The following is a 24,809-nucleotide window of genomic DNA, read 5'->3' as shown; positions in this document are numbered from 1 at the left end:
AGAACTTACGGAACGCGAAGTTGCCAAAAAGCTACAGCAGCCGCAGCAGCCACATTAAGTGAATCAACACCATACGACATCGGAATACGGACTACGTAATCAGCCTCCGCAATCGTTTCATGTGCGAGCCCATCCCCTTCACTACCCACCACAATAGCTAATTTAAGTTCAGCCATCAAGATAGGATCATCAATGGATACCGAATTATCTGTAAGTGCCATAGCAGCTGTACGAAAGCCCAAATTACTAAGATCAGAGAGAGAACCGTCCATCCATGTCCACGGAATACAGAAAACAGCTCCCATAGATACTCTGACCGCACGGCGGTTCAACGGATCACAAGAATTGCGCCTCAGCAATACAGCATCCATCCCTAATGCTGCCGCTGAACGAAAAATAGCACCAATATTAGTGGCATCAACAACGCCATCAATCACGACAATACGCCGGGCCTCATGACAGATTTCTTCCACCCTACGTAAAATAGGACGATGCATTGCACAAAGGACACCGCGCGTCAGAACATAACCAGTAAGCTTAGAAAGCAATTCCCTGCTACCAGTATAGACTGGTAAATCATTACCATATCGTTCTATTATATCAGAAGCATCACCAATAATATGTTTATGTTCACACAAAATTGCCAAAGGCTCATAGCCAGCCTCTAAGGCCCTTTTGATAACCTTCGGACTTTCTACTATAAAAAGCCCTTTATCAAGTTCAATGTGATTACGCAACTGAGCTTCAGTGAGAGCGCTGAATATCTCAACTCCAGGATGAGATAAAGATGATATTTCAATAATAGGCATAATGGATTATTTATAAATTGCTACTTTAATAACCCCATCCAACTTGTTCTCGAAAATACGGTAAGCCTCCTCAATCTCATTCAATGGGAATCGATGTGTAATAAGAGGAGTGGTATCAATTTTACCTTCCTCAATCAGCGCAAGGATTTCGGCACAGTCGCAGCCATCCACTCCCCCTGTTTTGAAAATCAAATTCTTGCCATACATATCAGGTAAAGGAAGAAGCTGTGGATTATCATAGAGGGCTACAATCGTGACAACAGCATTAGGACGGGCACAATTCCAAGCCAAATGGAAGGAATCGTCACTCCCTGCCACTTCCAAAACAACATCTGCACCACCATGGTCACTGTTCTTGAGAACAAATTCCTTGCAGTTTTCCGGTTCAGTCACCAACACATCAGGATAATGCTCGCGAACAAACCGAATTCTTTCTGGAGACTTTTCACAGATAATAATGCGTTTTGGCTTCTTCAGCATCACACACAACAAAGTACAAATCCCGGTAGGTCCGGCACCGATGATAAGAACAGTATCTTCCTCGGTAATTTCCGAGATGCGTGCTGCCCAAAAACCTGTTGCAAGCACATCACCGACAAACAAAGCTTGTTCATCACTCACTGTATCCGGAATACGGTTCAACCCCTGATCCGCATAAGGAACTCTGACATATTCCGCCTGACCGCCATCAATTCGACAACCTAAAGCCCAACCGCCATTAGGATCAGTACAGTTATTCACATATCCATGCTTACAGAAAAAACACTCACCGCAGAAAGTTTCGACATTCACAGTCACCCTGTCACCAGGCTTCACCGAAGTGACATCAGCTCCCACTTGTTCTACCACACCTACCATCTCATGCCCGACAGTTATTCCGGGCACAGCACGCGGCACACTGCCATGTTTAATATGAAGATCACTGGTGCAGATGCTACCAAGTGTTACACGTACGATTGCATCCCGTGAATCCTTTATTTCCGGTCTCGCTTTCTCCTGCAATTCAAACTTTCCGTGTTCAATATATGTGTATGCAAGCATAATATCCTCCTCGTTCATTAATATATACCTTGCAAAGTTACTACAAAAAAGTGAAATGCGGAAAGATATAGTGATAGAATTGAGTTACAAGGGTTTTGGTTGAAGTGGCGATAATCCGTGAAGCCATTACAATCCCTGCCGAAGCCAAATCCTGACGCCGCTACGTTACTTGTTCGTAACCATGCCCGAAAATGCGACAAACGGGTACGAATAGCGAAACAAGGCTCTAAGGAATAGTGAGTTATCCATAACTCATGCGAAAAATCAGGTTACGGAAAAAGATTGCGCCGTTCCTCCCCGTTTTGCGTACCAACACCGGACTCTTCACCAACTAATTTTGAAACCCAAAAATTAAGGACAATGAAGAGTACATTTTCAGTAATCTACTACCTCAAGCGTCAGGTAGTGAAAAAGGACGGGACAGTTCCCGTCATGGGACGCATCACGGTGGACGGCAGCCAGACACAGTTCAGCTGCAAACTGACTGTCGATCCGAAACTGTGGGACACCAAAGGTGGACGTGTCACGGGCAGAAGCACGGCGGCACTCGAAACGAACCGTATGCTTGACAAGATGCGGGTACGCATCAACAGGCATTATCAGGAAATCATGGAGCGTGACAACTTCGTCACGGCGGAGAAGGTGAAGAACGCCTTTCTCGGACTGGAACACCGCTACCACACGCTGATGCAGGTGTTCCGCCAGCACAACGAGGACTACGAGAAGCAGGTGGAGGCAGGCATGAAAGCCAAAGGCACGCTGCTGAAGTACCGCACCGTTTACAAGCACATGCAAGAGTTCCTCGACATCCGCTACCATGTGAAGGACATCGCCCTAAAAGAGCTTACCCCGGCTTTCATCTCCGACTTCGAGATGTTCCTGCGCACGGACAAGCACTGCTGCACCAATACCGTGTGGCTGTACGTCTGCCCGTTACGGACGATGGTATTCATCGCCATCAACAACGAGTGGCTGACGCGCGACCCGTTCCGCGAGTATGAAATCAAGAAGGAGGAAACAACACGCAGTTTCCTGACCAAAGATGAGATCCGCCTGCTGATGGAGGGGAAACTGAAAAACGCCAAACAGGAATTGTACCGCGACCTCTACCTGTTCTGCGCCTTCACGGGGCTGTCGTTCGCGGATATGCGCAACCTTACGGAAGAGAATATCCGCACCTACTTCGACGAACACGAGTGGATAAACATCAACCGCCAGAAAACGGGCGTGGTGTCCAACATCCGCCTGCTCGACATCGCCAACCGCATAATCGGCAAATACCGGGGACTGTGCGGGGACGGCAGGATATTTCCCGTTCCGCATTATAACACGTGCCTTGCCGGTATCCGTGCCGTCGCCAAGCGTTGCGGCATCACCAAGCATATCACGTGGCATCAGAGCCGCCACACGGCAGCCACGACGATATTCCTCTCCAACGGTGTTCCCATCGAAACGGTCAGCTCCATGCTCGGACACAAGAGCATAAAGACGACGCAGATTTACGCAAAGATAACCAAAGAGAAGCTCAATCAGGACATGGAGAACCTTGCCGCAAGATTGAACGGCGTCGAGGAATTTGCAGGTTGCACCATCTAAAAAGAAAAGCCATGAAACGTGACACAATCATCATCGAGGACAAGGCAGTCAGCGTAACCGGTAACGACGTGTGGATGACCGCCACCGAAATAGCCGGATTGTTCCATACGACCGTCCCGGCAGTGAACGCCGCCATCAGAGCCGTCCGCAAGTCGGACGTGCTGAACGACTACGAGGTGTGCCGCTACATGCAGCTTGAAAACGGGCTGCACGCGGACGTGTACGCCCTTGAAATCATCATCCCGGTCGCTTTCAGGGTGAATACCTACAACACCCACCTGTTCCGCACATGGCTGGTGGGAAAGGCACTCTCACAAGAGAAACGGCAGACATACGTGATGTTCATACAGAACGGAAAAGCCGGGTATTGCTGATTGCACATACCCCATAAGACAAGTAAACGGGTAGCACCACAAAAGGTGTCACCCGTTTACTTTTTCATGAAACCGCCTCACTCCAGCGGCTTGCGGTAGTTCGCTTCCAGTACCCCGCGCAGCCCCGTTTCCGGGTAAAGCACCTTCCCTCCCAAAAGTATGAAGGGCAACACGCGGTTGTTGCGGTATTCCTGCAAGGTGCGCCGGCTCACACGGAGCAGTTCCGACACCTCGCCGTCCGTCAGGTAACGTTCCCCGTCCAGCGGAGGACGGTAGCTTTCCAGAAATGCGGACAGCCATTTCGAGCCTTTGCGCATATCCTGCACCACAGAGGCTATCGGCTCGTCTTCCATCGTAAAAACATCGTTGTTCTCGTTCATCATAACTTCGGATTCAGTGGGTGAATAAATCAAATCATCTGCCGTGCGGATAGAGCGTGCCGACAAGCGGTATCAGCCGCTTCACCTCCTCTGGCTTGTAATAGAACCTGCGGTTTATCTGCGAGTAGCCGATAAGCCGCCTGTCACGCAGCGTCTGCAACGTGCGCGGGCTTATTCTCAACTGCCCGCAGACCTCCTCGCCCGTGAGCCATCTTTCCATGCGCCCCGTGTCGCTTTTGCGCCTCAGGGCGGCGACCTTCTCCGAGAGTGCGCCGAATGCCGCCACCATCATCTCGAAAGTCTTTTTCTCGATAGATACTATTTCCATATTCATGTCATTTAGAGTTTGCCGCAAAGGTAACGAAACGGCATACAAGACGTATCGTTTTCCGCTGAAAGGCTGCCTGTTGCGCCGTTTGACCGGGTTACGGAGCCATCTTCCGCAAAAATCTTACGTGAGTCACGTAGTGAGTTGTTAAAGCCCCTTTTGTTTATTGCCGAATTTTGTCGCAGAAACAAAAAGAAAGGACTGAACATGAAAGTGATAACAATGGAAAGTTCCGCCTACAAGGAGATGATGGCGCAGATTGCGAACATCGCAGGGTACATCCGCGAGGCAAGGGACGAGAAGAAACGGAAGCGGGAAACCGAAGACAAGCTGCTTGACACGGCACAGGCGGCGAAGATGCTCAACGTGAGCAAGCGCACCATGCAGCGTATGCGCACCGACCACCGTATCGAGTATGTGGTGGTACGCGGAAGCTGCCGCTACCGCCTTTCCGAGATACTGCGGCTATTGGAGGACAACACAGTAAGGAACGAGGAAGGGACAATAGACACCCTGTTCCACAACCACACGCTGCGCACGGGCGGCAAACCAAAAGGAAGGAGGACATAGGTCATGGAACTGCTCACACGAAACAACTTCGAGGGCTGGATGCAGAAGCTGATGGAACGGCTCGACCGTCAGGACGAACTGCTGCTGGCGATGAAGGCTGAGGGGAAACAGCCCACTATCACGGAAAGCATCCGCCTTTTCGACAATCAGGATTTGTGCATGTTGCTCCAGATAAGCAAACGCACCCTCCAACGCTACCGCAGCGTAGGCGCATTGCCCTACAAGACGCTGGGCAAGAAGACCTATTACAGCGAGGAGGACGTGCTGACATTCCTTTCCAACCATATCAAGGACTTCAAAAAGGAAGATATAGCCTTCTACAAGGCTCGTATCCATAATTTCTTTCATAAATAACCCATTAAAACATTTTTCAGATGGCAAAGAAAAAAGACGAAAAGGACGTGCTGGTAGTCCGTGACGAGAAGACAGGCGAGATCAGCGTGGTAGCCGGGCTGAACGCGGACGGCACACCCAAGCGCACCCCCGCAAAAGCGGAGAACGCGCAGAGTTTCCTGCAATTCGACCGACATGGCGACGTGCTGGACAACTTCTTCAAGAACTTCTTCCGGCAGTGCAAGGAACCCAGCCGCTTCGGTTTCTACCGCATTGCGGCAGACCAAGCTGAAAATCTCTTAGAGGTGATGAAGCAACTGCTGAAAGACCCCGAAGCGAACAAGGAGCTGCTCGCCCCTCACAAGGTGGACACCTCCGACTATGAGAAGAAGGTGCAGGAAGAGATGGCAGCACAACAGACAGAGAAACAAGAACCTCAAAAACAGGAGAACATGGAACAACGGAAAGAACAGCAACAGGACAAATCCGAACAGATGCAGGGCAAACGTGGCTACCAGCCCATCGACGAGAGTAAAATCAACTGGCAGGAGCTGGAGGACAGATGGGGCGTAAAGCGGGACAACCTTGAAAAGTCCGGCGACCTTACGAAGATGCTCAACTATGGCAAGTCCGACTTGGTAAAGGTCAAACCGACCTTCGGCGGCGAATCATTCGAGCTGGACGCCCGCCTCTCCTTCAAGAAGGACGGTGAGGGAAACATCAGCCTCGTGCCGCACTTCATCCGCAAGGAGCAGAAGCTGGATGAGTACAAGGAACACAAATTCTCCGACAATGACCGGAAGAACCTCCGCGAAACGGGCAATCTCGGTAGGGTCGTGGACATTGTGGACAGGGAAACGGGCGAGATCATCCCCTCCTACATCAGCATCGACCGCAAGACGAATGAAATCACGGACATTCCGGCAAGCAGGGTGCGCATCCCGGAGCGCATCGGCAAGACGGAAATCACCACGCAGGAGCGGGACATGCTCCGCGCCGGACTGCCCGTACGCGACAAGCTCATCGAGCGCAACGACGGCAGAAAGTTCGTCACCACCCTGCAAGTGAACGTGGAGCAGCGCGGCGTGGAGTTCGTGCCGGGAACCGGCAAGTCGCCCCGTACCGCACAGACACAGGAAACCAAAGGCGACACATCGAAAAGTCAGGCGCAGGGCGGGGAAAATGCCGCACAGACCAAGAAGGAGCAACGCCGCAACACGTGGACGAACGAGGACGGCAGCATCCGCCCCATCAGCAAATGGAGCGGCGTGAGCTTCACCGACCAGCAGAAAGCCGACTATGTGGCGGGTAAAGCCGTGAAGCTGGAGAACGTGACCGACAAGCAGGGCTTCCATGCCACGATGTATATCAAGTTCAACCCGGAGAAGGGACGCCCGTACCGCTACGACACGAACCCTGACAATGCACAGCAGGTTGCTCCGTCCAACGAGAGCCGCACGCAGGTGGCGGTGAACAACGATGGCAAGACCAACGAGGCTACAAAGAATCTGAGAGAGCCGTTGCAGAAAGGTCAGACCAACCCGAAGGACGCCCGCCAGCAACAGCAGCAGGAGAAGCCGCAGAAGAAAACGGGCAAGGGCATGAAAATGTAATCCCGTGTCCGCCACTGAATCCAAAATAAAATCCAAAGTATCAACAAAAAAGAAGAAGACATGAAGACAATCATTGCAGAAAAGCCCTCCGTGGCACGTGAAATCGCCCGCATCGTGGGCGCGACAAAGAGAGAGGAAGGATATTTCGAGGGAGGCGGTTATGCCGTGACATGGGCATTCGGACACCTCGTTCAGCTTGCCATGCCCGACGGCTACGGCGTGCGCGGATTTGTCCGTGACAACCTCCCGATTATTCCCGACACATTCACGCTCGTCCCCCGTCAGGTCAGGACGGAGAAAGGTTACAAGCCCGACAGCGGCGTGGTGTCGCAGATAAAAGTCATCAAAAGACTGTTCGACACAAGCGAACATATCATCGTGGCGACCGATGCCGGACGCGAGGGAGAGCTTATCTTCCGCTACCTCTACCACTATACGGGTTGCACCACTCCTTTCGTGCGCCTGTGGATCAGCTCTCTCACCGACAAAGCTATCCGCGAGGGACTGCGGAAACTCGAAGACGGCAGCAAATACGACAACCTCTACCTCGCCGCCAAAGCGCGGAGCGAATCCGACTGGCTCGTGGGCATCAACGGCACACAGGCGTTATCCATCGCCGCCGGACACGGCACGTATTCCGTGGGGCGGGTGCAGACACCAACGTTGGCTATGGTATGTGAACGCTACTGGGAGAACCGCCGCTTTACGTCCGAAGCATTCTGGCAGCTCCATATCGCAACGGACGGTTGCGACGGCGAAGTCGTGAAATTCTCATCCTCCGAGAAATGGAAAGAGAAAGAACCGGCGATGGAACTATATAATAAGGTAAAGGCGGCAGGTTGCGCCACTGTCACGAAAGCCGAGCGCAAGGAGAAGACGGAGGAAACTCCCTTGCTCTACGACCTGACCACGCTCCAGAAAGAAGCCAACGCCAAGCACGGCTTCACGGCGGAACAGACGCTTGAAATCGCGCAGAAACTCTACGAAAAGAAGTTGATAACCTATCCGAGAACGGGAAGCCGCTACATCCCCGAAGACGTGTTTGCCGAAATTCCCAAACTGCTCGCTTTCATCGGCACACAGCCCGAATGGAAAGACAAGGTGCGGGCAAAAGCCGCCCCGACACGCCGCAGCGTGGACGACGGCAAGGTGACAGACCACCATGCCCTGCTCGTCACGGGTGAGAAACCGCTCTTCCTCTCCAAAGAGGACAATACCATCTATCAGATGATTGCCGGGCGCATGGTCGAGGCATTCTCTGAGAAATGCGTCAAGGATGTGACCACTGTCACGGCGGAATGTGCCGGAGTGGAGTTTACCGTAAAAGGCAGCGTCGTGAAGCAAACCGGATGGCGTGCCGTCTATGGCGAGGAAAAAGAGGAAATTACCATCCCCGGCTGGCAGGAAGGCGACACGCTGACACCGAAAGGCTCGTCCATTACCGAAGGAAAGACCAAACCCAAGCCGCTGCATACCGAAGCCACCCTGCTCTCGGCAATGGAAACGGCGGGCAAGGAAATTGAGGACGACGCACTGCGGCAGGCGATGAAGGACTGTGGCATCGGTACTCCCGCCACACGCGCCTCCATCATCGAAACGCTTTTCAAGCGCGGTTACATGGAACGCTGCAAGAAGTCGCTTGTTCCCACCGAAAAAGGACTTGCCCTCAATTCCGTCGTCAAGACGATGCGCATCGCCGATGTTGCCATGACGGGCGAATGGGAAAAGGAGCTGGCGCGTATCGAGCGCGGGGAACTGTCCGACGACACCTTCCGCAAGGAGATAGAGGCGTACACACGTGAGATAACCTCCGAACTGATCTCGTGCGACAAGCTCTTCGGCAGCCGTGACTCCGGCTGCGCGTGTCCCAAGTGTGGCACGGGCAGGATGCGGTTCTACGGCAAGGTGGTACGCTGCGACAACACGGAGTGCGGACTGCCCGTGTTCCGGCTGAAAGCGGGACGCACCCTGTCCGACGATGAAATCAAAGACCTGCTCACCGAAGGGCATACCAAGCTGCTCAAAGGGTTCAAGAGCAAACAGGGCAAGAGTTTCGATGCTGTTGTCGCCTTTGACGGGGAATATAACACGACTTTTGTGTTCCCGGAGGCTAAAAAGGACAAGAAATTTTCAGGACGGAAGAAATAGTATTAACTTTGCCACTTGTTCAGAGTAATGAATTGTTCTTCGATACCGGATTACACTCATACTTTGGATTTAGTGGTGGCACTCGGAGGGATACCGAGTGCCTTTTTCTTCCTTTTTCCAACCGATTATCCCGTTAATTATCAATCCGCTAAATCCAAAGTAATGAACAACAAGAAGAAAAACGAGGGTCAGACCGACTTTTCCTATTACGGTCTGTACCTGCTGGACTATCTCCGCACGAACAAGTTTGAACAGGCTGACGACACCGCTTTCATACGGGAACGGGCCGACCGTGCCGCCGAAACGTATGAGAGGGCACGGCTTGAAGGCTATCCCGCCGATGGTGCGCAGGAACTGGCGATGGACACGCTGCTGCGCGGGCTGCATTATTCCCGTTACGCCATCCTCCGCGAAGTCGTGGAAAACGAGTTTGCCGATGAAGTGCCGGAAGAGAAGCGTGAAGCCTTTGTCCTGAAACTGCTGCCGCTTGTCGGCAACGTGTTCTCCGTCTATGACCTCTCGGATGACAATTTCGCCCTGTCTTCCGATTACGACCTGCTCTACACGGAGCTGACGGGAGCAACCGTCCTTTACTTAGACGAATATGGCGTTTAACCGCAAACAGAAACTGCGGGACAACATCGAGGCGATACGGACGGCATTCATCCTTGACAGGGAAAATAGGACAGCGACAACCGAAGAGCGTGCCATACTTCAAAGGTACTGCGGTTTCGGCGGTCTGAAATGTATCCTCAACCCTGCAAAGGAACTGACGGATGCCGTCCGGTGGGCGAAATCCGACCTCGAACTGTTCGCCCCGACGGTGGAGCTGCACAGGCTTATCCGTGAGAACAGCAAGGACGAAACAGAGTACAAGCGGTTTGTGGATTCGCTGAAAGCGTCCGTGCTGACCGCTTTCTACACCCCCAAAGAGATAACCGACACCATCGCGGACGTGCTGGCAGATTACAGCGTCCGCCCCGCCCGTATGCTCGAACCGTCGGCAGGTGTCGGCGTGTTCGTGGATTCCATGCTGCGGCACAGCCCCAATGCGGATGTGATGGCTTTCGAGAAGGATCTGCTCACGGGTACAATCTTGAGGCATCTCTATCCCGACCAGAAAATGCGCACCTGCGGTTTTGAGAAAATCGAAAGACCGTTCAACAATTATTTCGACTTGGCGGTGTCCAACATTCCGTTCGGTGACATTGCCGTGTTCGACGCGGAGTTTCAGCGGAGCGACTCTTTCGGCAGACGCTCCGCCCAGAAAACCATCCACAACTATTTCTTTCTCAAAGGACTGGATGCCGTGCGTGACGGCGGTATCGTGGCGTTCATCACCTCGCAAGGGGTATTGAATAGCACCAAGACCTCCGTGCGTAACGAGCTGTTCAGTCAGGCCAATCTGGTATCCGCGATACGCCTGCCCAACAACCTGTTCACGGACAACGCGGGCACGGAGGTGGGCAGTGACCTGATTGTCCTGCAAAAGAACCTCAGCAAGAAGGAAATGTCGCAGGACGAGCGGCTGATGACCGTGATACAGACGGACACGAAAACCGCCCTGACCGACAACGCCTATTTCATCCACCACCCGGAACGCATCGTGCATACGATGGCGAAACTTGACACAGACCCCTACGGGAAGCCCGCTATGGTTTATCTGCACGAGGGCAAGGCAGCAGGCATCGCCGGGGATTTGCGCCGTATGCTCGACGAGGATTTCCATTACAGGCTTGCCATGCGCTTGTATTCGGGTTCAATCCGGCAGGCAGGAACGGAAGAAAAAGTTGCCGTTCAAAATAAAGTAGAGCGTCCTGCCATAAAATTGGAAACAGTATCCTCGGCGCAGACGGTGGAAACTCCGACAGAAAAGCCGCAACCCGCAGATGAAAAGCCGGAGATAGAACCGCGCCCGCAATATTCCGCAGGCGTGCAGCTCACCCTGCTTGACCTCTGGGGGATGACGGAAGAGGTCAGCCAACCGAAAACCTCCAAAAAGAAAAAGACGGTGAAAAAGGCAGTTACGGCAAAGTCCACTCCGCCCAAACCGAAAGTCACGGTTACACCGACAGCTCCAACTGCAAAACCCGCAATGGAGAATAAGGAGGTGAAAGCGGAGAACACCGCCAAGCCTGCCGACCCGGACGACATCTATGCCACACTGGACTGGGATACCAATCCTCCCATCAACGGTTTCTATGAAATGATGATGGGTTTGACGCCGGAGCGTAGGAAAGAACTTCGGGAACTGGCAAGGCAGCATAACGAGAAACAAGTGGCGGAAAAGACGGAAGTGAAAGCCGTGCCGGAAACTTCCCGTGAGCAGCCACGACAGGAGGAAACACAGCCGGAGGCAGTCGCCGCACCTGCCGTTACAGATACCCCATCGGAAGCGGTGGGGACTTTCCTTTTCCCCGACATCGAAGCGGAAAAGCCGAAGGAGGAAGTCGTGGACCTTTCTCCGCGTGCCTACCACCGCACGCCGGAGATGCACCTGCGCGAAGGGTCGCTGGTGGCTGACCGGGGGCGTCATAACATCGGCTACCTGAAAGACATCACGCCATACGGGGCGACATTCCAGCCGCTCGACCTGAAAGGATACCAGAAGGAAAAGGCGTTGTTGTATGTGTCGCTGCGTGACGCCTACGAGCGTCTGTACCGTTATGAATCGCTCCGGCGCGAGGCAAATGTTCCGTGGCGAGAGCATCTGAATACCTGTTACGATGAGTTTGTCATGCGCTACGGCAACCTCAACGCCAAGCAGAACGTGAAGTTAGTGATGATGGATGCGGGCGGGCGCGACATCCTTTCGCTGGAACGGATGGAAAACGGAAAGTTCGTCAAGGCGGACATCTTCGAGCATCCTGTTTCCTTCGCGGTGGAGAGCCATGCCAACGTAGGCTCTCCCGAAGAAGCCCTGTCTGCGTCGCTCAACAAATATGGTACGGTCAATCTCGACTATATGCGGGAGATAACCGACAGCACGGCGGAGGATTTGCTCACTGCCCTGCAAGGGCGCATCTACTACAATCCGCTCGTGACCGGTTACGAAATCAAAGACCGTTTCATCGCCGGAAATGTCATAGAGAAAGCGGAACGCATAGAGGCATGGATGGGTGACAATCCCGAAAATGAGCGTATGCCGGAGGTGAAGCAGGCGTTGGAGGCTCTGAAAGATGCCGAGCCGCAGCGCATCGCCTTCGAGGATCTGGACTTCAATTTCGGGGAACGCTGGATTCCGACGGGTGTCTATGCCGCCTACATGAGCCGGCTGTTCGACACGGAGGTGAAAATCGCCTATTCCGCAAGCATGGACGAGTTTTCGGTGGTGTGCGGCTACCGCACCATGAAAATCACGGACGAGTTTCTGGTGAAGGGGTATTACCGGAACTATGACGGTATGCACCTCCTAAAACACGCCCTGCACAACACCTGCCCTGACATGATGAAGTCCATCGGCAAGGACGAGCATGGCAACGACATCAAGATGCGCGACAGCGAGGGAATACAACTCGCCAACGCCAAGATTGACGAGATACGAAACGGCTTCTCCGAATGGCTCGAAGAGCAGTCGCCGCAGTTCAAGGAGCGGCTTGTGACGATGTATAACCGCAAGTTCAACTGTTTCGTGCGCCCGCGCTACGACGGCTCCCATCAGACCTTTCCCGACCTCAACCTGAAAGGGCTGGCAAGCCGGGGTATCAAGAGCGTCTATCCCTCACAGATGGATTGCGTCTGGATGTTGAAACAGAACGGCGGCGGAATTTGCGACCACGAGGTGGGAACCGGTAAGACGCTGATAATGTGCATCGCCGCGCATGAGATGAAGCGTCTGAATTTGGCACACAAGCCGATGATTATCGGGCTGAAAGCCAACGTTGCGGAGATTGCAGCCACCTATCAGGCGGCATATCCCAACGCACGTATTCTGTACGCTTCGGAGAAGGACTTTTCGACCGCCAACCGTGTGCGCTTCTTCAATAATATAAAGAACAACGACTACGATTGCGTCATCATGTCGCACGACCAGTTCGGCAAGATACCGCAGTCGCCGGAATTGCAGCAGCGCATCCTGCAAGCAGAGCTTGACACGGTGGAGGAAAACCTCGAAGTGCTACGGCAGCAGGGAAAGAACGTGTCGCGGGCGATGCTGAAAGGATTGGAGAAGCGCAAGCACAACCTTGAAGCGAAGCTGGAGAAGGTGGAACACGCCATAAAGTCACGCACGGACGACGTGGTGGATTTCAAGCAGATGGGCATCGACCACATCTTCATAGATGAGAGCCACCAGTTCAAGAATCTGACTTTCAACACGCGCCACGACCGTGTGGCGGGATTGGGAAACAGCGAGGGAAGCCAGAAGGCACTTAACATGCTCTTTGCCATACGCACCATACAGGAGCGCACAGGAAAAGACTTGGGTGCGACCTTCCTCTCCGGCACGACTATCAGCAACTCACTGACTGAATTGTACCTGCTGTTCAAGTACCTGCGCCCGAAGGAGCTGGAACGGCAGGACATAAGGTGTTTCGACGCTTGGGCGGCGATATTTGCCAAGAAGACGACGGATTTTGAATTTAACGTGACGAACAATGTGGTCCAGAAGGAGCGTTTCCGCTACTTCATCAAAGTGCCGGAGCTTGCCGCCTTCTATAATGAAATCACGGACTACCGCACGGCGGAGGATGTGGGCGTTGACCGTCCTGCCAAGAACGAGATACTGCACCATATACCGCCCACGCCGGAACAGGAGGACTTCATACAGAAACTGATGCAGTTCGCCAAGACGGGCGATGCCACCTTGTTGGGCAGGCTGCCGCTTTCGGAAACGGAAGAAAAGGCGAAGATGCTCATCGCCACGGACTATGCCCGGAAAATGGCACTCGACATGCGCATGATAGACCCGAATTACGAAGATCATCCCGACAACAAAGCGAGTCACTGTGCCAAGATGATCGCGGAGTATTATCAAAAATACGACGCCCAGAAAGGCACGCAGTTCGTTTTCTCTGATTTGGGGACATACCAGCCGGGCGACGGGTGGAACGTCTATTCGGAAATCAAGCGCAAACTGACGGAGGACTACGGTATACCGCCAAGCGAGGTGCGCTTCATTCAGGAGTGCAAGACCGACAAGGCGCGGAAGGCGGTGATAGACGCCATGAACGCCGGGACGGTGCGTGTGCTGTTCGGCTCTACCTCTATGCTCGGAACGGGTGTGAACGCCCAGAAACGGTGTGTGGCTATCCATCATCTCGATACGCCGTGGCGACCGTCCGACTTGCAACAGCGTGACGGACGCGGAGTTAGGGCAGGTAATGAGATTGCCAAACATTTCGCCGGGAACAACGTGGATGTAATCATCTACGCGGTGGAGAAGTCACTGGACAGCTACAAGTTCAACCTCCTGCACTGCAAGCAGACTTTCATAAGCCAGCTCAAAAGCGGTGCGATGGGTGCGCGTACCATCGACGAGGGGGCAATGGACGAAAAATCGGGCATGAATTTCTCGGAATACATGGCGTTGCTCTCCGGCAATACCGACCTGTTGGACAAGGCGAAACTGGAAAAGCGGATCGCATCGCTCGAAGGGGAACGCAAGTCGTTCAACAAGGGCAAGCGTGATTCGGAGTTCAAGCTGGAGTCAAAGACCGGCGAGTTGCGCAACAACACGGCTTTCATAGATGCCATGACGGAGGACTGGAACCGCTTCCTGTCGGTGGTGCAGACCGACAAGGAGGGCAACCGCCTTAATATAATAAAGGTGGACGGAGTGGATTCCGCCGATGAGAAGGTCATCGGAAAGCGTTTGCAGGAGATAGCCAAGAATGCCACGACCGGAGGGTTGTACACGCAGGTCGGTGAACTTTACGGTTTTCCGATAAAGGTGGTGAGCGAAAGGATACTCAAAGAGGGATTGGAGTTCACCGACAACCGCTTCGTGGTCGAGGGGAACTACAAGTACACCTACAACAACGGGCATCTGGCGATGGCTGACCCGTTGGCCGCCGCCCGCAACTTCCTCAACGCGATGGAGAGGATACCCTCCATCATCGACCAGTACAAGGCGAAGAACGAGGTGCTGGAGATGGAGATACCGCAGTTACAGGAGATAGCGGGTAAGGTGTGGAAGAAGGAGGACGAGCTGAAGCAGTTGAAGTCCGAACTTGCCGCCCTTGACCGAAAAATTCAGCTGGAGCTTGCGCCACCCACGCCCGAAGTCGCAGAAAAGGAGAATGAAGGGCAACAGCTCAAGCCGGAAGCGGAAGATGTGAGGAACAGGCAGGCGCAATATCCCGAAAATGCACCGCCGCAGATACGCAGTCCGGCGGATAGTATCGTTGCCAACCATGTCATAATCGGGCGTCCGGGACTGTATGCCAAGGAGGAAACCCGGTCCAAAGGATTGAAAATATAACCTAAGGAATTTTATCTGAAGTATTAATAAGGGCTATCCCAAAAGGTCTAAAAGTAAATTTTATCCTTTCTGCAAGTATCTATAGGATGGCAACTGCATTTTTTTCTTTTTGGGCAGCCCTTATTAAAATTTATTCTTATTTTAGGTTATATACATTCATGTCCATTTATGTAAAAAATTCCTGCTGACCTTGTTTATGTCTTGTCAGTCACCATTTGCAAAACCATATTTGACCCTCAAAGAGGCTGAATTTGATAAGTAACTTGCTACATACTCATAATAAGGAGCTAAATAGAACACGAATGGGAAATACACAAATGCTAAACTAAAGAAGATATTGGCCAAAATAAACGCTATACCGAGAGAGAAACTTGATTTTTCAACTTCCTAAAACGGTGTTGTTCAAACATTTCTACTTATTTGTACTTGCCAGTTGAACCTACGCTTCCCTAATAAAATGTCTATGGTAAAAAGTTAAAAAATCCTCCCACTTTTGTTAGATATATTTTTTTGTGTAATTTTGTAATCGTTATGCGGCAGTAATAATATACATATTAATACGAGTTAGTAATCCTGTAGTTCTCATATGCTACGAGGAGGTATTAAAAGGTGCGTTTCGACAATGCATCTACTGTAGTATATTATTGCTTAATCCAAATGAATATTATAAATTTAGGAATTCTTGCTCACATTGATGCAGGAAAAACTTCCGTAACCGAGAATCTGCTGTTTGCCAGTGGAGCAACGGAAAAGTGCGGCCGTGTGGATAATGGTGACACCATAACGGACTCTATGGATATAGAGAAACGTAGAGGAATTACTGTCCGGGCTTCTACGACATCTATTATCTGGAATGGAGTGAAATGCAATATCATTGACACTCCGGGACACATGGATTTTATTGCGGAAGTGGAGCGGACATTCAAAATGCTTGATGGAGCAGTCCTCATCTTATCCGCAAAGGAAGGCATACAAGCGCAGACAAAGTTGCTGTTCAGTACTTTACAAAAGCTGCAAATCCCGACAATTATATTTATCAATAAGATTGACCGTGCCGGTGTGAATTTGGAGCGTTTGTATATGGATATAAAAACAAATCTGTCGCAAGATGTCCTGTTTATGCAAACTGTTGTCGATGGATCGGTTTATCCGGTTTGCTCCCAAACATATATAAAGGAAGAATACAAAGAATTTGTATGCAACCATGACGACGATATATTAGAACGATATTTGGCGGATAGCGAAATTTCACCGGCTGATTATTGGAATACGATAATCGCTCTTGTGGCAAAAGCCAAAGTCTATCCGGTGCTACATGGATCAGCAATGTTCAATATCGGTATCAATGAGTTGTTGGACGCCATTTCTTCTTTTATACTTCCTCCGGCATCAGTCTCAAACAGACTTTCAGCTTATCTCTATAAGATAGAGCATGACCCCAAAGGGCATAAAAGAAGTTTTCTTAAAATAATTGACGGAAGTCTGAGACTTCGAGACGTTGTAAGAATCAACGATTCGGAAAAATTCATCAAGATTAAAAATCTAAAGACTATTTATCAGGGCAGAGAGATAAATGTTGATGAAGTGGGTGCCAATGATATCGCGATTGTAGAAGATATAGAAGATTTTCGAATCGGAGATTATTTAGGTGCTAAACCTTGTTTGATTCAAGGATTATCTCATCAGCATCCCGCTCTCAAATCCTCCGTCCGGCCAAATAAGCCCGAAGAGAGAAGCAAGGTGATATCCGCTCTGAATACATTGTGGATTGAAGACCCGTCTTTGTCCTTTTCCATAAACTCATATAGTGATGAATTGGAAATCTCGTTATATGGTTTGACCCAAAAGGAAATCATACAGACATTGCTGGAAGAACGATTTTCCGTAAAGGTCCATTTTGATGAGATCAAGACTATCTACAAAGAACGACCTATAAAAAAGGTCAATAAGATTATTCAGATCGAAGTACCACCCAACCCTTACTGGGCCACAATAGGGCTGACTCTTGAACCCTTACCGTTAGGGGCAGGGTTGCAAATCGAAAGTGACATCTCCTATGGTTATCTGAACCATTCTTTTCAAAATGCCGTTTTTGAAGGGATTCGTATGTCTTGCCAATCTGGTTTACATGGATGGGAAGTGACAGATCTGAAAGTAACTTTTACTCAAGCCGAGTATTATAGCCCGGTAAGTACACCTGCTGATTTCAGACAGCTGACCCCTTATGTCTTCAGGCTGGCTTTGCAACAGTCAGGTGTGGACATTCTCGAACCGATGCTCTGTTTTGAGTTGCAGATACCCCAAGTAGCGAGTTCCAAAGCTATTACAGATTTGCAAAAACTGATGTCTGAGATTGAAGACATCAGTTGTAATAATGAGTGGTGTCATATTAAAGGGAAAGTTCCATTAAATACAAGTAAAGACTATGCCTCAGAAGTAAGTTCGTACACTAAGGGCTTAGGCATTTTTATGGTTAAGCCATGTGGGTATCAAATAACAAAAGACGGTTATTCTGATAATATCCGCATGAACGAAAAAGATAAACTTTTATTCATGTTCCAAAAATCAATGTCATTAAAATAATGGAGCGGTCAGGAAATTTCTATAAGGCAATACGGTTGGGATATATACTTATCTCCATTCTTATCGGATGTATGGCATATAATAGCCTCTATGAATGGCAGGAGATAGAAGCATTAGAACTTGGCAATAAAAAAATAGACGAGCTCCGAAAAGAAATAAACAATATCAATATTCAAATGATAAAATTTTCTCTATTGGGTGAAACAATACTGGAATGGAACGATAAAGATATCGAGCATTACCATGCACGGCGTATGGCAATGGACAGTATGCTCTGCCGTTTCAAGGCCACCTATCCAGCAGAGCGCATCGATAGTGTGCGCAGTCTTTTAGAGGATAAGGAACGACAGATGTTCCAGATAGTCCGGTTAATGGATGAACAACAATCTATTAACAAGAAGATAGCCAATCAAATTCCGGTTATTGTACAGAAAAGTGTGCAGGAACAGTCCAAAAAGCCAAAACGAAAAGGTTTCTTAGGCATATTCGGCAAAAAAAAGGAAGTAACTCCAGCAGTATCAACCACTATCCTTCATTCGGTCAATAGAAACGTAATCAGCGAACAGAAAGTGCAGGATCGCCAATTGTCGGAACAAGCCGACAGCCTTGCAGCTCGTAATGCAGAACTTAACAGACAACTGCAAGAATTGATTTGCCAAATAGAAGAAAAGGTACAAACCGAACTGCAAAGCCGGGAAAACGAAATAGTTGCCATGCGTGAAAAGTCATTTATGCAAGTAGGCGGTTTAATGGGATTCGTTCTTCTATTGTTGTTAATTTCCTACATCATCATACATCGTGATGCAAAAAGCATTAAACAATACAAGCACAAGACAACTGATTTGATAAGGCAACTGGAACAATCCGTACAACGGAACGAGGCACTGATAACGTCAAGGAAGAAGGCGGTACATACTATCACCCATGAACTGCGCACACCGCTGACAGCAATAACAGGCTATGCCGGACTGATACGGAAAGAACAGTGTGAGGATAAGTCCGGGCAGTATATCCAAAACATACTGCAATCCTCCGACCGTATGCGGGATATGCTTAACACTTTGCTTGACTTCTTCCGCCTGGACAACGGCAAGGAACAGCCCCGTCTGTCACCCTGCCGGATTTCAGCAATCACGCACACACTTGAAACGGAGTTCATGCCTGTTGCCGTGAACAAAGGGCTGTCCTTGTCCGTGAAGACTGGACACGATGCCATTGTATTGACCGACAAAGAGCGAATAATACAAATCGGGAATAACCTGCTGTCAAACGCTGTCAAGTTCACAGAAGAAGGCGGTGTTTCTTTGATTACTGAATATGATAATGGAGTTCTGACACTGGTCGTTGAAGATACAGGTACAGGCATGACAGAAGAGGAACAGAAACAAGCGTTCGGTGCGTTTGAACGTCTATCAAATGCCGCCGCAAAGGAGGGTTTCGGGCTTGGGCTTGCCATAATGCGTAATATTGTGTCGATGCTTGGCGGAACAATCCGTTTAGACAGCAAGAAAGGGAAAGGCAGTCGTTTCACAGTTGAAATTTCTATGCAGGAAGCTGAAGAACAGCTTGGATATACAAGCAATACACCTGTTTATCATAACAATAAATTCCATGATGTTGTCGCCATTGACAATGATGAGGTATTACTTCTGATGCTGAAAGAGATGTATTCCCAAGAAGGAATACACTGCGACACTTGCACCGATGCTGCGGCACTGATGGAAATGATACGCCAGAAAGAATACAGCCTGTTGCTGACAGACTTGAATATGCCCGATATAAACGGTTTCGAATTGCTGGAACTGTTGCGTTCGTCCAACGTGGGCAATTCACCAACAATCCCGGTGGTTGTGGCAACCGCTTCGGGCAGTTGTAACAAAGGGGAACTATTGGCAAAAGGCTTTGCCGGATGCCTGTTCAAACCGTTCTCCATATCGGAACTGATGGAGGTTTCCGACAGGTGTGCCATAAAAGCGACACCGGACGGGAAACCGGACTTTTCCGCCTTATTGTCCTATGGCAATGAAGCCGTCATGCTGGAAAAGTTGATAACTGAAACAGAAAAGGAAATGCAGGCGGTACGGGATGCAGCAAAAGAAAAAGACCTGCAAAAGCTGGATTCCCTGATCCACCACCTGCGCAGTTCGTGGGAGGTGCTCCGTGCCGACCAACCGCTGAATGTACTTTACGGATTGCTTCGTGGCGATGCTCTCCCGGATGGTGAAGCGTTAAGCCATGCCGTGACTGCCGTGCTGGATAAGGGAGTGGAAATAATACGGTTGGCAGAAGAGGAAAGGAGAAAATACGAAGATGAATAAGACAAAAATAATTGTGGTGGAAGACAACATCGTGTATTGCGAATATGTCTGCAATATGCTGTCACGGGAGGGCTACCGCAATATGAAGGCTTACCACCTCTCAACCGCGAAGAAACATCTGCAACAGGCAACAGATAATGATATCGTGGTTGCCGACCTGCGTCTGCCTGACGGCAGTGGCATAGACCTTTTGTGCTGGATGCGAAAGGAGGGAAAGATGCAGCCCTTCATCATTATGACCGACTACGCCGAAGTTAATACCGCCGTGGAAAGCATGAAACTCGGCTCGATAGACTATATTCCCAAACAGCTTGTGGAGGATAAACTTGTCCCCCTGATCCGTTCCATACTGAAAGAACGTCAGGCAGGACAACGCCGTATGCCTATATTCGCCCGTGAAGGTTCCGCCTTTCAGAAAATCATGCACCGCATAAGGCTGGTAGCCGCCACCGATATGAGCGTGATGATATTTGGTGAGAACGGCACGGGCAAGGAGCATATTGCCCACCTGTTGCATGACAAGAGCAAACGTGCAGGCAAGCCATTTGTGGCGGTGGACTGCGGTTCACTCTCCAAAGAGCTTGCACCGTCGGCTTTCTTCGGACACGTCAAAGGTGCATTTACAGGTGCGGACAATGCCAAGAAAGGATATTTCCATGAGGCGGAAGGCGGCACGTTGTTTCTGGACGAGGTAGGAAACCTCGCGTTGGAAACCCAACAGATGTTGCTCCGTGCCATACAGGAGAGGCGGTATCGCCCGGTCGGAGACAAGGCAGACCGGAATTTCAATGTCCGCATCATCGCTGCTACCAATGAAGATTTGGAGGTATCGGTGAATGAAAAGCGTTTTCGGCAGGATCTTCTGTACCGCCTGCACGACTTCGGGATAACCGTTCCTCCGTTGCGTGACTGTCAAGAAGACATTATGCCGCTGGCAGAGTTCTTCCGTGATATGGCAAACAGAGAGCTGGAGTGTAGCGTGAGCGGGTTCAGTTCCGAAGCACGTAAAGCGTTGCTGACACACGCATGGCCGGGCAACGTGCGGGAACTTCGGCAGAAAGTTATGGGTGCTGTATTGCAGGCGCAGGAAGGTGTTGTCATGAAAGAGCATCTGGAACTTGCCGTGACGAAACCGACCTCTACTGTCAGCTTCGCCTTGCGCAATGACGCGGAGGATAAGGAGCGGATATTGCGTGCGTTGAAACAGGCAAACGGCAACCGGAGTGTCGCCGCAGAACTGCTCGGCATAGGCAGGACAACACTATACAGCAAACTTGAAGAGTATGGACTTAAATATAAATTCAAGCAATCATAGCCCGTAATTCACTGAATTTGGCTATCTTTGCATAACATTTGAGAAAAACGGCGATTGGCAGGAGCTTTTCGCCGCCAACATATAGGATAAGACCGCAAGGCGTTTCAAGCGAAAATCTGGTAAATTGGAACTACGGAGACGATTGCGTGATGCTTATGCTATGCTTACGCATAGCGTGCATTCACGTACTCTCCGTAAAGGCTTTACCAGAGCCATCGCTTGAAGGTAGTGTGAATTGCACGCTACTTTTTTACCCTTGCCTAACGAAAGGAAACGATTATGGGTAAAGTTCAGATTCTCGCCGTACTGACGATGGACGGATGTCTTTCTTCAGAGTTATATGATAAAGCACATCAGGATTTGTGCCTTGACCGTTGCGGTCTTGATGAAATCAGGAAGAAAGCCTTTTACCGTGTGACACCGGACTATTCCATTTCAATGCTGCACGAATGGAGAAAAGACTGCACAAACATCCGTTACCTCGCGGAAGCCACACCGGACACGGCAGACTATATAAACGGACTGCTGCGGATGCACGCTGTGGATGAAATCATACTATACACCGTTCCTTTCATATCCGGAAGCGGACGACATTTTTTTAAGTCGGCTCTGCCAGAGCAACACTGGACGCTTTCCTCTTTGAAAAGCTATCCCAACGGTGTATGTCGCATTATCTATATCCTTGATAAAAAAGCAAGATAGCCAAAATGTGCGGCAAGCATACATTTCTATTTTCAGGAATAGAATAAATGTTCCGATTACAAACAATTTAAGTCGGAGATAATTTGTCCTTGTGAAAAAATACTGAATTTTATACCTCTGAAATCCAGCACTTTGTAAAATTGAGTGTTGGATTTTTTATTTTCTGCCGCGTTTTTTGCCAATTATATTCATGTGCGCACGCAGAAAACAAAGTGTAATTTTCAAAATTGACAGAACCATGAATTATTTCTTGCTGGCGGAAACCGACTTTTTCCGCCTGATAAACGAAGCCGGCGACTGCAATATGGAAACGGCATACACGGCTTTCGCCACCCAAGTGATCGAACTGTGCAACGGCGGCATGGACATGAACCTTACCGTCATCGCGCTTGCCTACATCGAAATCGAGTTGCAGCACCATCCCGTACGTAATCTGTCAGAAGAAAAAAGAGAGATTGCCGCCTACGTCAGCAAGGCTCTGTCTTTCGTAAGAAAGATGCAGAAATTCCTTGCCACGCCCCAAGTGCCACCACTAATATCCGCCAACAACGCAACAGAAACCACCGCCAGCCTTCTTCAATGGACGGGCAATGCCATCGACCTCGTGGAACTTATCTACGGCATAGACGTGATGGGCTGCATCAACAACGGCAATATGCCGCTCAAACAGCTCGCCCCACTTCTCTATAAGATATTCGGGGTTGATTCTAAAGACTGCTACCGCTTCTACACTGATATCAAACGCCGGAAGAACGAAAGCCGCACCTATTTCATTGACAGGATGCAGGAAAAACTGAACGAGAGAATGTTGCGTGATGAGGAGTTGGAGCGGATGAGAAAATAAAAAAATATCCATTACATATGAGAAGACAGGAATACTCGTATCCTGTCTTTTTATTTTCATTTAATTATATATTAATTAGCACAATATATGTGAGTTTTTCATTCCTATAAGGACAAATTTCAGAAACGTATGTCTGGTAAATTATTGAGTCATCATAGTATGAACATATATCATTACTAAAAACAATGAAACAACTTCCATAAGATTGTGGTTGTAAAAATCGCCATTTAATAGCCCGTTTTTTTTGTAAAATTCGCCAATTAAAAAAATATGATTATCTTTGCATTATATTTTATAAGGTATGGAAACAGTAAATAGAATACTTCAAGAGAAGATTACAGCACGAATCGCGCCCAATAAAGCAGTACTGATTTTTGGTGCTCGCCGTGTTGGTAAAACGGTAATGATGCGTAAAATTGTGGACAACTATTCAGGTAGGACGATGATGCTCAACGGCGAAGACTACGACACATTAGCACTATTGGAGAATCGCTCAATAGCCAATTATCGGCATTTATTGGATGGTATTGATTTGCTGGCTATTGATGAGGCACAGAACATACCACAAATCGGTAGTATTCTGAAGTTGATAGTTGATGAAATACCGGGAATAAGTGTCTTGGCAAGTGGTTCTTCGTCATTCGATTTGCTGAATAAGACTGGTGAACCGTTGGTCGGCCGCAGTACGCAATTTCTCCTTACACCATTCTCGCAACGGGAAATCGCACAGACGGAAACGGCACTTGAAACCCGCCAGAACCTCGAAGCGCGCTTGATTTACGGTTCCTATCCCGAAGTAGTAATGATGGAGAACTATGAACGTAAAACAGACTACCTACGTGATATTGTCGGTGCATACCTGCTTAAAGATATCTTAGCAATTGACGGCTTAAAAAATTCGAGCAAGATGCGCGATCTACTGCGATTGATAGCTTTTCAGTTGGGCAGCGAAGTTTCTTACGAAGAGTTAGGTAAACAACTCGGCATGAGCAAGACGACCGTTGAAAAATACCTCGACCTATTGGAAAAGGTCTTCGTTATCTATCGTCTGGGGGCTTATTCGCGTAACCTACGCAAGGAGGTTACAAAAGCTGGCAAGTGGTACTTCTACGACAACGGCATTCGCAATGCCATTATCGGGGCTTTCTCACCGCTGGCCATTCGGCAGGATGTCGGTGCGCTGTGGGAGAACTACATCATCGGAGAGCGGCGCAAAGCGAACTTCAATGAGGGACTGCACAGGGAGTTCTATTTCTGGCGCACCTACGACAAACAGGAAATCGACCTGATTGAGGAGAGTGCCGACAGTCTTACCGCCTTGGAGTTCAAGTGGGGAAATAAAATGCCGGCCGCACCGAAAGCCTTCCAAGAAGCCTATCCCTATGCCGAGTTTCATGTGGTAAATCGGGAGAATTATTTGGAGTTCGTATAATC

Annotated in this window: 18 protein-coding genes; 14 read left to right on the top strand and 4 right to left on the bottom strand. The window is 49.7% G+C overall.

Annotation, left to right across the window (positions count from 1 at the left end; genetic code table 11):
• Window positions 1–5: 5 nt before the first annotated feature.
• The gene (locus ACNOGP_RS10345) at window positions 6–809 is read right to left on the bottom strand and encodes a TrmH family RNA methyltransferase (RefSeq protein ID WP_418214714.1); all 804 of its coding nucleotides are present in this window, start codon (window positions 807–809) and stop codon (window positions 6–8) included.
• A 6-nt stretch (window positions 810–815) separates the two neighbouring features.
• Window positions 816–1,850: an alcohol dehydrogenase gene (locus tag ACNOGP_RS10340; protein WP_418214713.1), complete on the bottom strand. Its 1,035-nt coding sequence runs from the start codon at window positions 1,848–1,850 to the stop codon at window positions 816–818.
• Window positions 1,851–2,210: 360 nt separating this feature from the next.
• Here ACNOGP_RS10340 and ACNOGP_RS10335 point away from each other — a divergent pair, with 360 nt between their 5' ends.
• Window positions 2,211–3,446 (top strand): site-specific integrase, encoded by a 1,236-nt coding sequence (locus ACNOGP_RS10335; protein WP_004291422.1) that lies wholly within the window; start codon window positions 2,211–2,213, stop codon window positions 3,444–3,446.
• An 11-nt stretch (window positions 3,447–3,457) separates the two neighbouring features.
• Window positions 3,458–3,820 carry a hypothetical protein gene (locus ACNOGP_RS10330; RefSeq protein ID WP_004291423.1) on the top strand — a complete coding sequence of 121 codons (363 nt, stop codon included), beginning with the start codon at window positions 3,458–3,460 and terminating at the stop codon, window positions 3,818–3,820.
• A gap of 77 nt (window positions 3,821–3,897) precedes the next feature.
• Here the strand turns inward: ACNOGP_RS10330 and ACNOGP_RS10325 are convergent, their stop codons facing one another.
• A complete protein-coding gene (locus tag ACNOGP_RS10325) occupies window positions 3,898–4,203 on the bottom strand; it encodes a helix-turn-helix domain-containing protein (protein WP_004291424.1) in 306 nt (101 codons plus the stop codon).
• 31 nt (window positions 4,204–4,234) lie between these two features.
• Window positions 4,235–4,534 (bottom strand): helix-turn-helix domain-containing protein, encoded by a 300-nt coding sequence (locus ACNOGP_RS10320; protein ID WP_004291426.1) that lies wholly within the window; start codon window positions 4,532–4,534, stop codon window positions 4,235–4,237.
• 201 nt (window positions 4,535–4,735) lie between these two features.
• Between ACNOGP_RS10320 and ACNOGP_RS10315 the strand changes: the two genes are divergently transcribed.
• The 12 genes from ACNOGP_RS10315 to ACNOGP_RS10260 all read left to right on the top strand — a co-directional run bounded on the left by ACNOGP_RS10315 (window position 4,736) and on the right by ACNOGP_RS10260 (window position 24,807).
• Window positions 4,736–5,098 (top strand): helix-turn-helix domain-containing protein, encoded by a 363-nt coding sequence (locus tag ACNOGP_RS10315; RefSeq protein WP_004304264.1) that lies wholly within the window; start codon window positions 4,736–4,738, stop codon window positions 5,096–5,098.
• A 3-nt stretch (window positions 5,099–5,101) separates the two neighbouring features.
• Window positions 5,102–5,452, top strand: coding sequence for a helix-turn-helix domain-containing protein (locus ACNOGP_RS10310; RefSeq protein ID WP_004291454.1), 351 nt, complete (start codon window positions 5,102–5,104; stop codon window positions 5,450–5,452).
• Between the two features lie 20 nt (window positions 5,453–5,472).
• Window positions 5,473–7,044: a DUF3945 domain-containing protein gene (locus tag ACNOGP_RS10305; RefSeq protein WP_004291455.1), complete on the top strand. Its 1,572-nt coding sequence runs from the start codon at window positions 5,473–5,475 to the stop codon at window positions 7,042–7,044.
• A gap of 60 nt (window positions 7,045–7,104) precedes the next feature.
• The gene (gene topB, locus ACNOGP_RS10300; RefSeq protein WP_004291456.1) at window positions 7,105–9,192 is read left to right on the top strand and encodes a type IA DNA topoisomerase; all 2,088 of its coding nucleotides are present in this window, start codon (window positions 7,105–7,107) and stop codon (window positions 9,190–9,192) included.
• Window positions 9,193–9,354: 162 nt separating this feature from the next.
• The gene (locus tag ACNOGP_RS10295; protein ID WP_004304266.1) at window positions 9,355–9,807 is read left to right on the top strand and encodes a DUF1896 domain-containing protein; all 453 of its coding nucleotides are present in this window, start codon (window positions 9,355–9,357) and stop codon (window positions 9,805–9,807) included.
• Entirely contained in the window at window positions 9,797–15,613 is a 5,817-nt protein-coding gene (locus tag ACNOGP_RS10290) for an N-6 DNA methylase (protein WP_004291462.1), read from the top strand. Before ACNOGP_RS10295 ends, ACNOGP_RS10290 begins: the two co-directional genes overlap by 11 nt.
• Window positions 15,614–16,270: 657 nt before the next feature.
• On the top strand, window positions 16,271–18,196 hold the full coding sequence (tet(Q), locus tag ACNOGP_RS10285) for a tetracycline resistance ribosomal protection protein Tet(Q) (protein WP_004291466.1): 1,926 nt from the start codon (window positions 16,271–16,273) through the stop codon (window positions 18,194–18,196).
• Window positions 18,196–20,514: an ATP-binding protein gene (locus tag ACNOGP_RS10280; RefSeq protein WP_004291467.1), complete on the top strand. Its 2,319-nt coding sequence runs from the start codon at window positions 18,196–18,198 to the stop codon at window positions 20,512–20,514. The genes tet(Q) and ACNOGP_RS10280 overlap by 1 nt, the downstream gene beginning before the upstream one ends.
• Complete coding sequence (locus ACNOGP_RS10275) at window positions 20,507–21,829, top strand: sigma-54-dependent transcriptional regulator (protein ID WP_004291471.1); 1,323 nt, start codon at window positions 20,507–20,509, stop codon at window positions 21,827–21,829. Before ACNOGP_RS10280 ends, ACNOGP_RS10275 begins: the two co-directional genes overlap by 8 nt.
• A 279-nt stretch (window positions 21,830–22,108) precedes the next feature.
• Window positions 22,109–22,531 (top strand): dihydrofolate reductase family protein, encoded by a 423-nt coding sequence (locus ACNOGP_RS10270; RefSeq protein ID WP_004291474.1) that lies wholly within the window; start codon window positions 22,109–22,111, stop codon window positions 22,529–22,531.
• A 238-nt stretch (window positions 22,532–22,769) separates the two neighbouring features.
• Complete coding sequence (locus ACNOGP_RS10265) at window positions 22,770–23,375, top strand: RteC domain-containing protein (protein WP_004304269.1); 606 nt, start codon at window positions 22,770–22,772, stop codon at window positions 23,373–23,375.
• Between the two features lie 301 nt (window positions 23,376–23,676).
• Complete coding sequence (locus ACNOGP_RS10260) at window positions 23,677–24,807, top strand: ATP-binding protein (RefSeq protein ID WP_004291480.1); 1,131 nt, start codon at window positions 23,677–23,679, stop codon at window positions 24,805–24,807.
• The last annotated feature ends 2 nt before the right edge of the window (window positions 24,808–24,809 follow it).

Origin of the sequence: Bacteroides difficilis, assembly GCF_048319815.1 — a bacterium.
GTDB lineage: Bacteria > Bacteroidota > Bacteroidia > Bacteroidales > Bacteroidaceae > Bacteroides > Bacteroides zhangwenhongii.
Note: the sequence above shows the minus strand (reverse complement) of the source record. Positions and strands in the feature narration are given on the sequence as shown.

Bases quoted from the DNA above. Each gene is read 5' to 3' on its own strand.
- ACNOGP_RS10345 (WP_418214714.1), bottom strand. From the start codon at position 809: ATGCCTATTATTGAAATATCATCTTTATCTCATCCTGGAGTTGAGATA.
- ACNOGP_RS10340 (WP_418214713.1), bottom strand. From the start codon at position 1,850: ATGCTTGCATACACATATATTGAACACGGAAAGTTTGAATTGCAGGAG.
- ACNOGP_RS10335 (WP_004291422.1), top strand. From the start codon at position 2,211: ATGAAGAGTACATTTTCAGTAATCTACTACCTCAAGCGTCAGGTAGTG.
- ACNOGP_RS10330 (WP_004291423.1), top strand. From the start codon at position 3,458: ATGAAACGTGACACAATCATCATCGAGGACAAGGCAGTCAGCGTAACC.
- ACNOGP_RS10325 (WP_004291424.1), bottom strand. From the start codon at position 4,203: ATGATGAACGAGAACAACGATGTTTTTACGATGGAAGACGAGCCGATA.
- ACNOGP_RS10320 (WP_004291426.1), bottom strand. From the start codon at position 4,534: ATGAATATGGAAATAGTATCTATCGAGAAAAAGACTTTCGAGATGATG.
- ACNOGP_RS10315 (WP_004304264.1), top strand. From the start codon at position 4,736: ATGAAAGTGATAACAATGGAAAGTTCCGCCTACAAGGAGATGATGGCG.
- ACNOGP_RS10310 (WP_004291454.1), top strand. From the start codon at position 5,102: ATGGAACTGCTCACACGAAACAACTTCGAGGGCTGGATGCAGAAGCTG.
- ACNOGP_RS10305 (WP_004291455.1), top strand. From the start codon at position 5,473: ATGGCAAAGAAAAAAGACGAAAAGGACGTGCTGGTAGTCCGTGACGAG.
- topB (WP_004291456.1), top strand. From the start codon at position 7,105: ATGAAGACAATCATTGCAGAAAAGCCCTCCGTGGCACGTGAAATCGCC.
- ACNOGP_RS10295 (WP_004304266.1), top strand. From the start codon at position 9,355: ATGAACAACAAGAAGAAAAACGAGGGTCAGACCGACTTTTCCTATTAC.
- ACNOGP_RS10290 (WP_004291462.1), top strand. From the start codon at position 9,797: ATGGCGTTTAACCGCAAACAGAAACTGCGGGACAACATCGAGGCGATA.
- ACNOGP_RS10280 (WP_004291467.1), top strand. From the start codon at position 18,196: ATGGAGCGGTCAGGAAATTTCTATAAGGCAATACGGTTGGGATATATA.
- ACNOGP_RS10275 (WP_004291471.1), top strand. From the start codon at position 20,507: ATGAATAAGACAAAAATAATTGTGGTGGAAGACAACATCGTGTATTGC.
- ACNOGP_RS10270 (WP_004291474.1), top strand. From the start codon at position 22,109: ATGGGTAAAGTTCAGATTCTCGCCGTACTGACGATGGACGGATGTCTT.
- ACNOGP_RS10265 (WP_004304269.1), top strand. From the start codon at position 22,770: ATGAATTATTTCTTGCTGGCGGAAACCGACTTTTTCCGCCTGATAAAC.
- ACNOGP_RS10260 (WP_004291480.1), top strand. From the start codon at position 23,677: ATGGAAACAGTAAATAGAATACTTCAAGAGAAGATTACAGCACGAATC.